The 15,244-nt window shown below is 38.5% G+C and carries 13 protein-coding genes; 7 read left to right on the top strand and 6 right to left on the bottom strand.

The annotated features are described in order from the left end of the window. Positions 1-210 precede the first annotated feature (210 nt). From UC75_RS06650 to rtcA, 4 genes are all read left to right on the top strand, one after another. Positions 211-1,479 (top strand): RtcB family protein, encoded by a 1,269-nt coding sequence (locus UC75_RS06650; RefSeq protein ID WP_049837091.1) that lies wholly within the window; start codon positions 211-213, stop codon positions 1,477-1,479. Between the two features lie 2 nt (positions 1,480-1,481). Then, on the top strand, positions 1,482-1,865 hold the full coding sequence (locus UC75_RS06655; RefSeq protein WP_049837092.1) for a hypothetical protein: 384 nt from the start codon (positions 1,482-1,484) through the stop codon (positions 1,863-1,865). A gap of 12 nt (positions 1,866-1,877) precedes the next feature. After that, positions 1,878-2,336 carry a DIP1984 family protein gene (locus UC75_RS06660; RefSeq protein WP_005073494.1) on the top strand — a complete coding sequence of 153 codons (459 nt, stop codon included), beginning with the start codon at positions 1,878-1,880 and terminating at the stop codon, positions 2,334-2,336. Between the two features lie 259 nt (positions 2,337-2,595). Continuing rightward, entirely contained in the window at positions 2,596-3,642 is a 1,047-nt protein-coding gene (gene rtcA / locus UC75_RS06665) for an RNA 3'-terminal phosphate cyclase (RefSeq protein WP_049837093.1), read from the top strand. A gap of 35 nt (positions 3,643-3,677) precedes the next feature. On the opposite strand, the gene UC75_RS06670 is transcribed toward rtcA, so the two are convergent. From UC75_RS06670 to pheA, 4 genes are all read right to left on the bottom strand, one after another. After that, entirely contained in the window at positions 3,678-5,138 is a 1,461-nt protein-coding gene (locus tag UC75_RS06670) for an aminoacyl-histidine dipeptidase (RefSeq protein ID WP_049837094.1), read from the bottom strand. A gap of 170 nt (positions 5,139-5,308) precedes the next feature. Next, positions 5,309-5,692 carry a hypothetical protein gene (locus UC75_RS06675; RefSeq protein ID WP_005068294.1) on the bottom strand — a complete coding sequence of 128 codons (384 nt, stop codon included), beginning with the start codon at positions 5,690-5,692 and terminating at the stop codon, positions 5,309-5,311. Positions 5,693-5,819: 127 nt separating this feature from the next. Beyond that, positions 5,820-8,066, bottom strand: a complete 2,247-nt coding sequence (locus tag UC75_RS06680) for a bifunctional prephenate dehydrogenase/3-phosphoshikimate 1-carboxyvinyltransferase (RefSeq protein WP_049837095.1) — start codon at positions 8,064-8,066, stop codon at positions 5,820-5,822. Between the two features lie 107 nt (positions 8,067-8,173). After that, positions 8,174-9,283, bottom strand: coding sequence for a prephenate dehydratase (pheA, locus tag UC75_RS06685; protein ID WP_003650703.1), 1,110 nt, complete (start codon positions 9,281-9,283; stop codon positions 8,174-8,176). Positions 9,284-9,467: 184 nt separating this feature from the next. Here pheA and UC75_RS06690 point away from each other — a divergent pair, with 184 nt between their 5' ends. Continuing rightward, complete coding sequence (locus UC75_RS06690) at positions 9,468-10,412, top strand: alpha/beta hydrolase (protein ID WP_049837096.1); 945 nt, start codon at positions 9,468-9,470, stop codon at positions 10,410-10,412. Positions 10,413-10,520: 108 nt separating this feature from the next. After that, positions 10,521-11,147 carry a hypothetical protein gene (locus tag UC75_RS06695; RefSeq protein WP_049837097.1) on the top strand — a complete coding sequence of 209 codons (627 nt, stop codon included), beginning with the start codon at positions 10,521-10,523 and terminating at the stop codon, positions 11,145-11,147. Positions 11,148-11,197: 50 nt separating this feature from the next. Here the strand turns inward: UC75_RS06695 and UC75_RS06700 are convergent, their stop codons facing one another. Both UC75_RS06700 and UC75_RS06705 read right to left on the bottom strand, forming a co-directional pair. Then, a complete protein-coding gene (locus tag UC75_RS06700) occupies positions 11,198-12,343 on the bottom strand; it encodes an acyl-CoA dehydrogenase family protein (RefSeq protein WP_004791229.1) in 1,146 nt (381 codons plus the stop codon). Between the two features lie 163 nt (positions 12,344-12,506). Then, positions 12,507-13,865: a dicarboxylate/amino acid:cation symporter gene (locus UC75_RS06705; RefSeq protein WP_049837098.1), complete on the bottom strand. Its 1,359-nt coding sequence runs from the start codon at positions 13,863-13,865 to the stop codon at positions 12,507-12,509. Positions 13,866-14,370: 505 nt separating this feature from the next. On the opposite strand from UC75_RS06705, the gene UC75_RS06710 reads away from it, so the two are divergent. Then, the coding region (locus tag UC75_RS06710) for a glycosyl transferase family protein (protein WP_049837099.1) at positions 14,371-15,244 on the top strand (874 nt) is incomplete at its 3' end.

Consider the following 15,244-nt stretch of genomic DNA (forward strand, 5'->3'; position numbering starts at 1 on the left):
TTTAATATTAAAAACTGCCAATAAAATTCATCCCACATAAAATAAAATCATTTTTATTTATTATCTTCAATAATTTACAATTAAATTAAATGCTTTTTAAAAAAGTTGGCACACTCAATGCAATAGTACAAAGCACACAACATCATTGGGATCTTGTGAATAACACCTGCCTGCAAACGCTTGGCAGGCAGGCTTTGAAAGGAAAAGAAAATGTCTGTCATTGAAGAAATTAACCAACAAGCTCAATTTGAACAAAAGCAGCAAGAACGTTCTTATCAAGTTCTGCAAAATGAAAAAAGTATGCCAGTCAAAATGTGGACTAAAGGCGTGCTTGTTGATGACAACTCAAAACAACAATTATTGCAAACTGCTCAAATGCCTTTTATTTATAAATGGATGGCTGTAATGCCAGATGTACACTTCGGTTTAGGAGCAACTATTGGTAGCGTGATTCCAACTAAAGGGGCAATTATTCCTGCTGCTGTGGGTGTAGACATTGGTTGTGGAATGATGGCAACCCGTACAAGCTTAACTGCTTCAGATTTACCAGATAACTTACATGCTCTACGTACTGAACTAGAACGATTAATTCCACATGGAATGACTAAGCGCGGACGTGATCGAGGGTCATGGGAAACTCCACCAGAAATGGTAGATCAGGCTTGGTCCGATCTAGTGGCAGATTTTGAATACATTTGTGCAAAACATCCACGTTTAAAAAACACCAATAACCGTAAGCATTTGGGAACTTTAGGTAATGGAAACCATTTTGTCGAAGTCTGTCTAGATGAGCATGATCATGTTTGGATTATGTTGCATTCAGGTTCTCGTGGTGTAGGAAATGCTATCGGTAATCATTTTATCGAACTTGCCCGTAAAGATATGCAGAAGCATTTTATTAATTTACCAAATAAAGATTTAGCATACTTAGTTGAAGGCACTGAACACTTTGATGATTACTGGTTTGCTGTAGGTTGGGCTCAACGCTTTGCGATGAAGAACCGAGAAATCATGATGCAATCTGCGATTAAAGCCTTGGCTACTATTGTACCAAAGCCTTTTCAGGCACGTTTGGAAGCAGTGAACTGTCACCATAACTATGTGGAAAAGGAAGAACACTACGGTGAAGAAGTGATGGTCACTCGTAAAGGTGCAGTCCGTGCGCGTCTAGGTGAATATGGAATTATTCCAGGTTCAATGGGTGCGAAATCTTTTATTGTACGTGGGCTTGGAAATCAGGAATCTTTCTGTTCATGTTCGCATGGTGCAGGTCGTGTTATGAGCCGTACTGAAGCAAAACGACGCTTTACTGTTGAAGATCAAATCGCCCAAACTGAAGGCGTGGAATGCCGTAAAGATGCAGCAGTTATTGATGAAATTCCATCGGCATATAAACCAATTGAAGATGTAATGAAAGCACAAAGCGATTTGGTTGAAGTAGTGTACACCTTACGACAAGTGGTGTGTGTAAAAGGGTGATTATGGAAAAAGATAGTTTAGATATTCGAAGCTATAGAATCAGGGCAAATGAAGAAAAGTATCTGATTCTGCCTAGATATCCCTATTCCATCATCTTGATTGTAAAGACTAATCAAACTCTGTCTGAATGGCGTAATTGGATTTGTGAGCAGATTGTCTATTCAAAATACTGTATTCAAGCAATGGTTACAGGGTATGAGTGTTCTGTTTGGCATGATGTTCTAGACGAAACATATCTAGTTTTTTACAACTATCAACCCCCAGCCGATCATTGCTTTATGACAACTTGGCATGAAGATGAAACTTTAGAAGACATTACAGAATGTGCAAAAACTACTATGCAATTAGAAAATATTTCGAACTTAGTGATTGTACATATTGAATAAAAGGTAAATAAAATGAAACTCGCAGAAGCACTCTTACTTCGAAGCGATCAACAAAAAAAGCTTGCTTCGTTAAAACAACGAATTAATGCCAATGTATTGGTACAAGAAGGTGATGAACCTAGTGAAGATCCAAATGAGCTCATCAAACAAGTATTCGCTTTAACTCAGGAAAGCAATCAATTGATTTGTCGTATTCACTTGACCAATGCACAAGCAAAACTGGAAGATGGCAAAGTATTGTTGTCCCTATTAAGCTTGCGCGATAGTTATGCTGAACAGCATAAGATTTTAATAGATGCGATTGCCAATACGCATCGAGAACCTGATCGTTATAGCTCACGTGAAATTAAGTGGAAGAAAGTCATTCCTGTTTCTAGCTTACAAAAGCAGGCGGATGATATTAGTGCGAAACTCCGTGACTTAAACGTTAAAATTCAGGCGGCTAATTGGCAAATTGATCTAATCGATTAAACAATAGATTTTGTGAAATCATTTTCACAATCAAAGTTTGGACATACTGGGCGAGTACAAGATCCTGCGTTACTCCGATCTGAGGGATTGAAAATAATTCAGGCGGCTATGGCAGCATGTGAGTCGTGCATCGATATTCACTTATCAGACTCAGCACTATGTACCTAGTAAACCTTTGTCAAAAGCAAAGTTACGCGTTACTTCGCATTACCATGTACTGACAGTATGTTTATTAAATTAGAAAATAAGGAAAACAGAAGTGAATAAAGCTTTGGCAAATATGCCCAAAACCATCCAAATTGATGGTTCACAAGGTGAAGGTGGTGGACAGATTTTAAGAACTGCCCTTGCCCTTTCAATGATTACAGGTCAGGCATTTGAATTAATTAATATACGTGCAGGACGTAAAAAACCAGGGTTAATGCGTCAACATTTGGTTTGTGTACAAGCATCTCAACAAATTAGCCAAGCTTATGTAGAGGGTGCTGAATTACATAGCCAACGTTTATATTTCGCACCTCAGCATGTTCAAAGTGGTAAATATCAATTTCAAATCGGTTCAGCGGGTAGTACAACCCTGGTTTTACAAACGCTTCTACCTGTTTTGTTATTACAAAATGAAGCTACCGAACTCACCATTTCAGGGGGTACACATAACCCACTTGCACCAACAGCAGATTTTATTGAACACTGCTTTTTACCTGCTCTAGCGAAGATTGGAATTAACGTCGATTTTAGATTAAATAAAGCTGGCTTTTTTCCAATTGGCGCAGGTGAAATTCAGGTTACCGTTCAGCCATGGCAAGATCGAAACAGCTTAAATTTATTAGATCGTGGTGCTTTGCAAGGTAATGAAGCTTTTGCAGCTGTATTAAATCTTTCAGAAGAAGCACAGATAGCACAACGTGAATTAACCACATTAAGTAAAAAACTAAACTTAAGCTCTCAGCAGCAATTTCATTTAAATGGAATTAGCCAAGGCAATACAATGTATGTGAAAGTTTCTCATCAATATCACACTCAACTGTTTACAGCTTTAGGTGAGATGCGCAAAAGTGCAGAGCAAATAGCTGATCATTTAGCAAAAGATGTAAATCTATATTTATCTTCGCAGGCTGTTGTAGATGAGTATTTGGCAGATCAATTGCTTCTACCTTTAGCTTTAGGTCAAGGTGGTGAATTCACCGCACAATGTATTAGCGAACATACTCGTACTCAAGCAGCCATGATTGAAAAATTTATTGATTGTGAAATCGAATTTGTCGAGTTAAATCCAGATCATTTCCATATAAAGGTTAAAGTTTAAGAAGCTCATAACTGAGCTTCTTATCTCTTAAAAAATTACTCTACAGATGCTAAAGCGGTTACCAGTAGCTTCCAGCATTTCTCTACGGTATCAACTTTGACTCGTTCACCCGGTGCGTGTGCACCTTGAATATCAGGTCCAAACGAAACCATCTGTAAATCTGGATAATGTTCAGCAATAATCCCACACTCCAAGCCTGCATGAATTACTTTTAGATTTGGCTCAATATCAAATGCATTTTGATAGGCCTGCTGTAGGCATTTTAGAGCGGCTGAGTCAGGGTTTGGTGTCCAACCCGAAACTAAGGGCGTGAGTGTAGAGCTAATATTAAATTGACTAAAATGTGCCTGAATTTTTTCTGCAAAGTCTTGAGCTTCTTGATTCACCATTGAGCGAACCATTAAGACAGCTTTTCCGCCTTCTCGATTTATTTTTACCACTCCAACATTATTTGAGGTTTCAACTACATCTGGTAAAGCTTGACTCATACTTGCAACACCGTAAGGGCTTGTTGCCAAAGCCTTTAACCACTCATTTTGCTGTTGTTGAATAATCACTTGATTCACTTCAACGCTTGTAGGTTGAATAGTTAATTGTAAGTTGTCATCAATACCTTGTAATTGGTTTTTCCATGCTGTTTGATATTCAGCGAGTAATTGTTCTAATTCAAGTAATTGGTTAGGTGAAATTGCAATGGTTGCCCCTGCTTCTCGAGGTAAAGCATTACGAGCTGTACCACCTGTAAACTCAACAAGTCGTCCACCAAGCTTTGCTAAATACTCATTTAGAAAGCGAGCTAAAATAACGTTGGCATTACCACGTCCTAAATGAATATCTACACCAGAGTGACCACCTTTAAGGCCAGCAACCTGAATATTTACAACCGTCAAATTTTCAGAAATTGGTTCATACGTAAGTGACTGCTCTACTTCAACATCAATACTGCCAGCACATCCGAGATATAACTCGCCCCACTCTTCTGTATCAATATTAAATAACCATTTCCCTTTTAGCACCCCTGTCTGTAAAAGCCGTGCACCGCTCATGCCTGCTTCTTCGTCGACTGTTAAAAGAACTTCAATTGGTCCATGAGCAATATCATTTGAGTCTAAAACTGCCAAAGCTAGGGCTACCCCAATGCCATTGTCTGCACCTAAAGTAGTATCTTTAGCAATTAACCAGCCATCTTCAAGAACTGGACGAATTGGGTCTTTAAAGAAATCATGTACTGTGCCAGTGTTGGCTTGTGTGACCATATCTAAATGGCCTTGCAGAATAACGCCAGACACATGTTCTTTACCCGCAGTCGCATTCTTACGAATAATTAAATTACCGACTTCATCTATGTAAGTTTCTAAATTTCGACTTTCAGCCCAGTTTTGTAAAAACTTACGAAGCTGCTGTTCATGCTTTGATGGGCGAGGAATAGTGCAAAGTGTTTGAAAATGCTGCCAAACCACTTGAGGAGATAATGCTGCAATATTGACTTGTGTCATGAAAACCACACTCTAATTATGTAAATATCTTAATAATTTCAATATACACAATGCATTAAAGATAGGTAGGAATTTCAGGAAAGATTTTGTATTTTTATCTTTAATCTAAAGAAATTGTACGACTTTTCTAAAAAGCCGTACTTCATAAATAAATCTTATAGCCGTATTTTTTAGTTTTTCCACTCAAATGCTGAAAAGCTATGATCAGCTTTCAAACTATTTTCAACTGCCTGTGCAAGCTGACGAATAATGCTTTGTGTTTCGATTTTCTCAAACCAGTCTTGTTCTTCATCAGGATTGGCAGAGATTTCACACATCAAATGCCCTTCATGGTCTGTTTTCTGACAAGTAATCGACAAAGGTAAAAGATGATTATCTATACTGACTTCTACCTTTTCATGCTCATGCACAATGTGCTGTGCATCAAAGCCATAATGCCCCAATTGTTTAAACAGTAAAGCCGCTACATATTCTTGAGTGATATGGCATTCATTTGGTGGATGATCAAGCACCCCATGTTGTGGGCAACTGGCAATAAATTGTAATTTTTTCATCCTTTGTCCTAACACTTTTATCATTATCTGCGCTTAGCATAAGCAATAAACAAACAGCAGCCAAGCCTTTAGCCCGCTGCTGCCGTTGCTATTGTGTTAGCAATTATAAAATGTGTTAGGTCAAAAGTTATTGGCTAACTTCGATTGTTAAGCCTGCACGATTCGCCAACTCAGTGAAAGTTGGGAAGCTTGTCGCCACAGTTTCAGTACCCTGAATTGTAATCGGACCAGAATTACGAAGGCCTGCCATACTAAAACTCATGGCAATACGGTGGTCATGATGTGATTCGATTTCACCACCAGCAAAGATTGGTGACCAATCGCCAGATTTGCCTTTACCTTCAATAATGATGCCATCATCAGTTGGTGTGCAGTCAATACCCATGATTTTTAAGCCATCTGCCATAACCTGAATACGGTCAGACTCTTTCACACGAAGTTCTGCCGCGCCAGTCAATACCGTTTGGCCTTCGGCACAAGCTGCTGCAATAAATAAAGCTGGGAATTCATCAATTGCTAAAGGTACTTGGTCTTCTGGCATATGAATGCCTTTAAGCGTGCGTGAACCTTTAATATGAATATCCGCAATAGGTTCGCCACCAGCAATACGTTCATTTTCAACAGTTAGATCAGCACCCATCTGTTTTAAAATTTCAATTACGCCAGTACGTGTTGGGTTAATACCTACAGCTTCCAGAACAACATCGGAACCCTCAGTAATTGCAGCACCCACCATAAAGAAAGCAGCAGATGAAATATCTGATGGTACTTGAATGTCAGTACCTACTAATTTTCCGCCACCAACAAGAGAAATTTTGTTGCCTTCGGTTTTAACATCATAACCAAATGCGCGAAGCATGCGCTCTGTATGGTCACGAGTTGGCTCTGGTTCTGTAACAGAGATTTCACCTTCAGCCCATAGGCCCGCAAGTAAAATACCAGACTTCACTTGAGCAGATGCCATAGGTAAATCGTATTGAATCGCTTTTAATTGTTGACCACCAGTAATGCTGACAGGTGGTGTACCTTTCTCACCAGTAGTCTGAATTTGTGCACCCATTAAACGCAATGGCTTAGCAATACGCTCCATTGGACGTTTAGAAAGTGACGCATCACCTGTCATCACTGAATCAAACTTTTGTGCTGATAACATGCCTGAAAGCAAACGCATGCTTGTACCAGAGTTGCCCATGTACAATGCGCTTGCAGGTGCTTTTAAACCATGCATGCCTACGCCATGAATGGTCACTTCACCATTTTTAGGGCCTTCAATGCTTACGCCCATGTCACGGAAAGCTTGTAAAGTTGCCAAAGCATCTTCACCTTCGAGGAAGCCTGTTACATGCGTAGTACCTTCGGCAATAGCACCAAACATAATGGAGCGATGTGACACAGATTTGTCACCCGGTACGGTAAATTTACCTTTAAAAGCCTTATTTCCCGGTAAGATACTGAATTGCTGTGTCACCTTATTTTTCTCCATTAAAGGTTTTTTGGCTAACATATGATTGAAATGCTGACGTGCTGCCTGAGCATGGCCGAGTAAACCCATTAATGCATGAGAATCTTCGTTTTCAATCAATTTTCTAAGTACGGTAAGTTGCTTTTCGAAGCCATCTACAGCATTTAATATAGCGGTTTTATTGGCAAAGAAAATGTCATGCCACATTTGAGGATCACTGGCCGCAATCCTTGAAAAGTCACGAAAACCACCTGCTGCATAACGGAAAATATCAAGATTATCTTCACGGTTTGCAAGTTGCTCGACCAGATTAAATGCCATTAAATGTGGTAGATGACTCGTATGCGCCAGCACTTCATCATGCTTGGCAACATCCATACAAATGACTTCAGCTTTAGCAGCTGACCAAAGTTGAATCAGTTTATCAACTGCCCATTCTGCGCTTGTCGGTAACGGCGTTAAAATTACTTTGTGATTTGCAAATAGGTCAACCTTACCTGCATGAACACCCGTGTGTTCACTACCTGCAATAGGGTGTCCCGGCACAAAACCTGCTGGTAAATCTTCACCAAATACAGCTTTTGCTGCATCAACGACATTACCTTTTGTACTTCCCACATCAGTTACAATCGTGGTTTCTGACAAATAAGGTTTAATTTGCTCAAGCACTTTTTGTGTAGCGCGTACTGGCAAGGCTAAAACGACTAAATCTGCCCCTTTCACGGCTTCAACAGGATCAGAAAATCCTTCTTGTATTAAGCCAAGTGATTTTGCATCTTCTAAAGTTTTCTGTGAGCGTGTAGATGCAACAACTGTTGTGGCCAACTTTTCTGCAACAATAACACGAGCTAAACTCGACCCGATGAGTCCTAAACCAATAAATGCAACTTTTTTAAATAGGGGTTGTGACATAACTTCAACTTTGCTTTTGCTCAAAGTTAATTAAACCATTGAGCAATTTGTTTTTAAGCATAATGACATGCTTATCTTGATGCATGTCATTATTCCAACATAAATGATTACAGAACAGCAGCAGGATAAGAACCTAAAATACGAATCTCTTTCACCATTGGGCGAATATCATTAATCGCAGCAGCAACATTCTCTTGTTCGATATGACCTTCTAAATCGATAAAGAATACGTATGCCCACTTTTCAGGTAATGCTGGACGAGTTTCAATACTTGTTAAGCTAATATTATGTTTTGCAAATGGCGCTAAAATTTCTAGTAAAGCACCCGCACGGTCATGTGCTGAAATCAATAACGATGTTTTATCGTTGCCGCTTTGTGGAATTTTTTCACGGCCAATCACTAAGAAACGCGTGGTATTTTCTGGATTATCTTCAATATTGCTATGTAAGATTTCAAGATTATACATGCCTGCTGCAATATCAGATGCGATCGCTGCCGAATGCCATTCATTGCGAATACGGCGGGCAGCTTCTGCATTTGAGTTTAAAGCAACACGCTCAACACCAGGATAATGCGCATCTAACCATTGGCGACATTGAGCCAAAGTTTGCTGATGAGCATAAATCTGCTTAATACTGTCTTTACGTGTATTTTCAGAAACAAGAAATTGATGATGAATACGTAATTCAACTTCACCAATCACATTTAAATTCGATGTTTTAAAGCAATCTAAGGTATGGTTTACAACACCTTCAGATGAGTTCTCAACTGGAACTACACCGTAATGTGCACTACCTGCTTCCACTTCACGGAAGACTTCATCAATCGTTGGGAGTGGGCGTACAACGGCATCTTTACCAAAATGCTTAAGCACAGCAGATTGAGTAAAAGTACCTTCTGGCCCTAAAAATGCAATACTTTGCGGCGCTTCTAAAGCAAGGCAAGCAGACATAATTTCACGGAACAAACGTGCCATGGTTACATCAGACAAAGGACCTTGGTTACGCTCCATAACTTTACGTAAGACCTGCGCTTCACGTTCAGGACGATAAAACAAAGGATTCTCTTCGGAAGCAAATTTAGCTTTCGCAACAGCTTCAGCAAGGCTTGCACGTCGATTTAATAATTCTTGAATCTGTTGATCCACGCTATCAATATCTTCGCGAATTTGTTCTAAACTAAGAGAAGTCGTTTTGTTTTGATCATCGTTGATCATTAGAATGCAGCCTCAGTAAAATCATCTTTTAAACGAGAGTATAACAATAGTCTGCTTTGATTTGTTAGGCAATATGGCTGTAAGAGCTTTTTTCATTAACCTTTTTGCACACATTCCTTGAATCGCTTTATTTGATAATGATTTTCATTTATAATTTATATAATAAATTTTATTATTCTCCATTATGCATAAATCATTTTTCTTTTTACCTTGTTGTTTCCTTTTAAGCTCATTAATAAGTAGCTCTGTTTTAGCTCAAACTTCTACACAAAATCAATCAAAAATCGTTTTTCAAAATAATCAGGCACAATTTCAAATTAAATCTAAAAATACAGGCCATGATTACCTTATTCAAATTTATAAACCACCCGTTGCTCCACCCCAACATGGTTATCCAGTACTTTATATATTAGATGGCAATGCAACATTCCCAAGTGCTGCCAATATTGCCCAGTCTATTGGTGCAGGTTCAGCAAAATTAGGCCTAGACCCGCTCATGATCGTCGCGGTTGGCTATCCGCAGCAAAAAACTTTTGATGTGCAAAAACGTGCTTATGATTACACACCAAAACCTTCTGCTGAATTTCAGGCACAAGGTAAATATAAATATGGTGGTGCTGACAAATTCATCAACTTTTTAAATGATGAACTCAAACCAGAAATTGCAAAACAGTTTCCAGTTAATAGTCAACAACAGAGCCTATATGGACATTCTTTTGGCGGCTTATTAGTTCTTTATCATTTTTTTCAAAAGCCAGATGCGTTTCAGCGTTACTTTGCTGCCAGCCCTTCTCTTTGGTTTGACCAAGGCATGTTATTCCAACAGTTAAATCATTGGCAAAGTCAAAAACAAAGCAACTCTCCGATGCTTTTGACCACGGTCGGTACACACGAGCAAGGTGGGCCTCGTACTCAACTTGATAATAAATTTAACGAAACAGATTTCTTTAAAGCACTGGAAAATAAACGTTCAGATCAATTTACTTATTGGCATTTTTATAACCCTGCTGAACAACACATTACAAATTTGTATGCGAGCCTACCTAAAGCTCTTATGTTTGCTTCGTGCAAAGACCTAGAAAGCTGTAAATCTTTATTTGATGGGCCATCACAGCAGCCAGCCAAGTAAAAACATAATTACATTTAAAGATGATTATTTCGTTGTTCTTAAAGATAGTCCTCTTAATGCATAGATTGGTTATACTGACCCAATATGTCATAACAACAGTAAAATAGAATGAATAAAATTATTGTTTTAGGCTTACTGGGTCTTACAAGTTTTAGTTTAACGGCTTGTGGCGGTTGCCCCTTAATCGCAGGATGCAATGGTAGGGATAATTCTCCGTACTATATGACAACTGTCAGTAATCAAGTTCGTGGTATTCCAATCCCACCTAAAACCAAGCTCACCTATAAGTCCCAAAATTTCAGGCAGAAATTTGAGCAAACACATGCTTTAAAAGAGAAAAATTTATCAGGGATTGCTTTACCAGAAAATACAGCAATCATTTGGGGCGGTATGCCAGTAGACATGTTTATACAGTTTTCGAATCCCGAAATGAAAGGCTTCTCGGTCTATCCAGCACGAGGATTTAAAGCAGAATTATCAAATGAGTTTTTACGTTTATGGAAAAGCTGTGAAAGTGATTTAAACATTAACTTAAAGGACCCAAATGACTGGTCATTTAATCCTGAAAATATGAAAATAACTGGTTGTGGTGTCGTCTTTCAAGAACGTAGTGAATACACAGAAGATTCATTTCATCAAGATGAAGCAGATGAGTTTTTAAAAAAGATGAATCATGCATTACAGCAATTACCGAAACAACAAGACTATCCTGTCATTCAACAGAAGACTAAATAGTTAAAAACAAAACAGCCTGTTCTAAGACAGGCTGTTTTTTCTCTGCTTAATTAGGCTTTGCCAATTAATCCACGGGCTACGATTTCTTTCATAATTTCATTTGTACCACCGTAAATACGTTGGATACGGGCATCTACAAAGAAACGTGAAATTGGATATTCAGTCATATAACCATACCCACCAAAAAGCTGGAGTAAGTTGTCTGCAACCTTCATTTGCATATCACTACTGAAACTTTTCAATGCTGCAGCTGTTTCTACATCTAGTTTGCCTTCTTGATATAAAGCAACGTTTCTTTCATAAAAAGCCGCTGTTGCAAGCTCATCAATTTTTGCTTGTGCTAAAACAAAACGTGTATTTTGGAACTGTGAAATAGGTTGACCAAATGCTTGACGCTCTTTTACATAAGCTGTTGCCAAATCAATCGCACCGCGAATTGCCCCAATTGCAGTAGATGCAATTGCAGTACGTTCACGAGGTAACTCTTGCATTAAATAAGCAAAACCTTGCCCAGCTTGACCAAGTAATTGGTTTTTAGGTACTTTCACATTGTCAAAAAACAGCTCAGATGTGTCTTGAGAATGCAGGCCGATTTTGTCTAAATTTGTGCCTTTTTTAAACCCTTCCAGATGTGTATCTGCCAATAACAATGACACACCTTTTGCACGTGCTTGAGGATCAGTTTTTACTGCAAGCACAACAAGATCAGCATGCTGTCCATTTGAAATAAATGTTTTTGAACCATTTAATAAATAGTGATCGTCTTGCAAGATGGCACTAGTACGCATTGATTGTAAATCCGAGCCTGCTCCTGGTTCAGTCATACCAATTGCACCAACAACTTCGCCAGTTACCATTTTCGGTAACCAGTATTGTTTTTGCTCTTCTGTCCCGATATGTAAAATATACGGTGCGGCAATTTCAGAGTGACAAGAAATAGCTGTTGATAATGCACAAAAGCCAGCACGTGCAGATTCTTCAACTAACATTAATGAATAGTAAGTTGGAACCCCATAACCACCATATTCTTCTGGAACATCCACACATAAATAGCCATTTTCACCCAGTTGATTCCAAACTGAACGCGGCATGATTCCTTCGCGTTCCCATTGGTCGTAGTGAGGCGCAATATGCTCACTCATAAAACGTTTAAAATTATCACGGAATAATTCTAAATCTGCATCGTATGCCAACATAATATTTTCCTTCAGCTTTATTGTTTTATCGAATCTCATTGCTGTGCATGCTAATCATTTTTTTAGCAACTGTCATGGCATAGCTGCTCATTAAAACTGTACTTTTCAGTCAGCCAATAAAAAAGGAAGCTTTAGCTTCCTTTTTTATATAGGTTTATTTGAATTAATCTAGACCTTCAGCGACTTGAGGACTTTTTGGTTCCATCATTTTTCTGTCGACTTCATCTGGATTATTTAAAGCATCATTAAGCTTATCTTTATCTAAAGCACCAACCCATTTCGCAACAACAATTGTCGCTAAAGAGTTACCAACAAGGTTAGTTAAAGCACGTGCTTCTGACATGAAACGGTCAATACCTAAAATCAATGCCAAACCTGCAACTGGAATATGTCCTACAGCAGACAAAGTTGCCGCCATGACAATAAAGCCAGATCCAGTTACACCCGCCGCACCCTTAGATGAGATTAAGAGTACTAATAGCAAAGTAATCTGATGTTGAATATCAAGCTGAGTATTCGTTGCCTGAGCAATAAAGATTGCTGCCATAGTCAAATAAATTGACGTTCCATCAAGGTTAAATGAATAACCTGTTGGAATAACCAAACCAACTACAGACTTTTCACAACCTGCAATTTCGAGCTTACGCAACATGCGAGGTAAAACAGATTCAGAAGAAGATGTACCAAGTACAATTAATAACTCTTCACGAATCATGCGAATCATTTTGAGGATACTGAATCCACTCATACGGCTGATTGTACCCAAAATCAAGAAGATAAAGAGTAGACACGTAATATAGAAGCAGAGAATTAATTGCCCTAATTGTACAAGTGAACCAACGCCATATTTACCAATGGTGAATGCCATTGCACCGAATGCACCAATCGGAGCCAGTTTCATAATCATGTTCACAATGTTAAAGAACACATGTGCAACTTGATCAATAAATTTTAAAACTGGACGTCCTGCATCACCTAACTTATGTAAAGCAAAACCAAACAGAATTGCAAAAAGAAGGACTTGTAAGATTTCACCATTTGCAAATGCGCCAACAACCGTATCTGGAATGATGTGCATTAAGAAATCAATGGTAGATTGTGACTCACCAGAACTGACGTATTTTTGAATGCCCGAGGTGTCTAGAGTTGTAGGGTCAATATTCATCCCTACACCCGGTTTAGCAATGTTAATTACAACAAGGCCAATCAGAAGTGCAATTGTTGAAACAACTTCAAAATATAACAACGCGACGCCGCCAGTTTTTCCGACTGACTTCATGCTTTCCATGCCAGCAATACCGCTGACCACGGTACAGAAAATAACTGGAGCGATGATCATCTTGATCAAACGAATAAAGGCATCACCTAATGGCTTGAGTTTCTCACCTAAACCTGGGATATGCTGTTCAACACCATTGACAATTTGCGTTGAGCTTGGGGAAAAATGCCCTACCAAAACACCCGCAATAATCGCAATAATCACCTGAAAATAAAGTGATTTATAAATCGGTTTTTTAGCCATAACTTTACTTCAATCTATATTTCCAAGTCCGTTGGAAATACCAAAATGAAACGTCTATTCTTTACGAATACACAGCCCTAACCTTTCACATGAACACCGCAAAAGGGAAACGGTTCTTTGTAAACAAAAAACCTTCCTACTACCTCAATGAAAACAAAAAAAGTTGTTTTCTAAAACAGGAGAATACCTGAAGTTTCTAACCACTTTGAGTAGTTAGAAATAACCTCTTACTTTTTCAATAAAAAGCTGAAGATATAGGAGAATCACAGAAAATTATGATATGAGTGCTCAAAAAAGCACGAGAAAGTGTACTCGAATTAAATAATGATTCGGTTAAATTTTTAGCTAATACGCGCAAAAAACACTCATGCAGCCTTAAGACTTTAGTATAAGAAACACTTTTGATATTTTTTCGACAGTTTTTTATGTCATATTGATTAAATACTAGTGGACATTTCATTTTGAGCTGCCTACATCCCATCATTTTTATTGTTTTTGAACCACGATGAATACTAAACGTAATATCTATAAAGATGCTGAACACCCATTCGCTCAATATGTCCGTATTTTAGGTAAGGGAAAAAGTGGTTCACGCTCTTTAAGCTATGAAGAAGCTTATCAAGCATTTAGCATGATTTTAAAAGGTGAAGTGCTTGATGTGCAGTTAGGTGCTTTTTTAATGCTACTTCGTGTTAAAGAAGAATCTATTGATGAACTCGCGGGATTTGTTCAAGCCACTAGAGATCAACTCAATTTTCAGTCTTTGGAAGTTGATTTAGACTGGTCATCTTATGCAGGCAAACGCAAACATTACCCATGGTTTTTGTTAGCAGCTCTCACACTTGCCCAGCATGGCTATAAGATTGTTATGCATGGTGCATCAGGCCACACGCTTAACCGCGTCTATACCGAGCAAGTTTTAGAATATCTGGGTTATCAAATTTGTCATTCTGAACAAGAAGTACGAACACAATTAGCAGAGCAAAATTTCGCATACTTACCACTAGATGTGATTTCACCAGTTTTAAGTGAACTAATTTCTTTAAGAAATGTAATGGGCCTACGCTCACCTATCCATACTTTAGCCCGCTTAATCAATCCTTTTAATGCTAAAGCTACCTTACAAGCTATATTTCATCCAGCGTATAGAACCTCTCATCAACATAGTGCACTGCGCTTAGGCTATCAAAATAGTGCTGTGATTAAGGGTGAAGGCGGTGAATTTGAGCGAAATCCAGATGCTAAAACACTCATTTGTGGTATTAAAAATGGTGAGCTTTATGAACATGAGTTACCAAAACTCACGCCTGAACGTAGTCCAACTGAAGAAGAGTTAGATTTAGCAACTTTTAAAGCAGTATGGCTTGGTCAACAGCACC

Origin of the sequence: Acinetobacter sp. V2, from assembly GCF_001188385.1 — a bacterium.
Taxonomy (GTDB): domain Bacteria; phylum Pseudomonadota; class Gammaproteobacteria; order Pseudomonadales; family Moraxellaceae; genus Acinetobacter; species Acinetobacter oleivorans.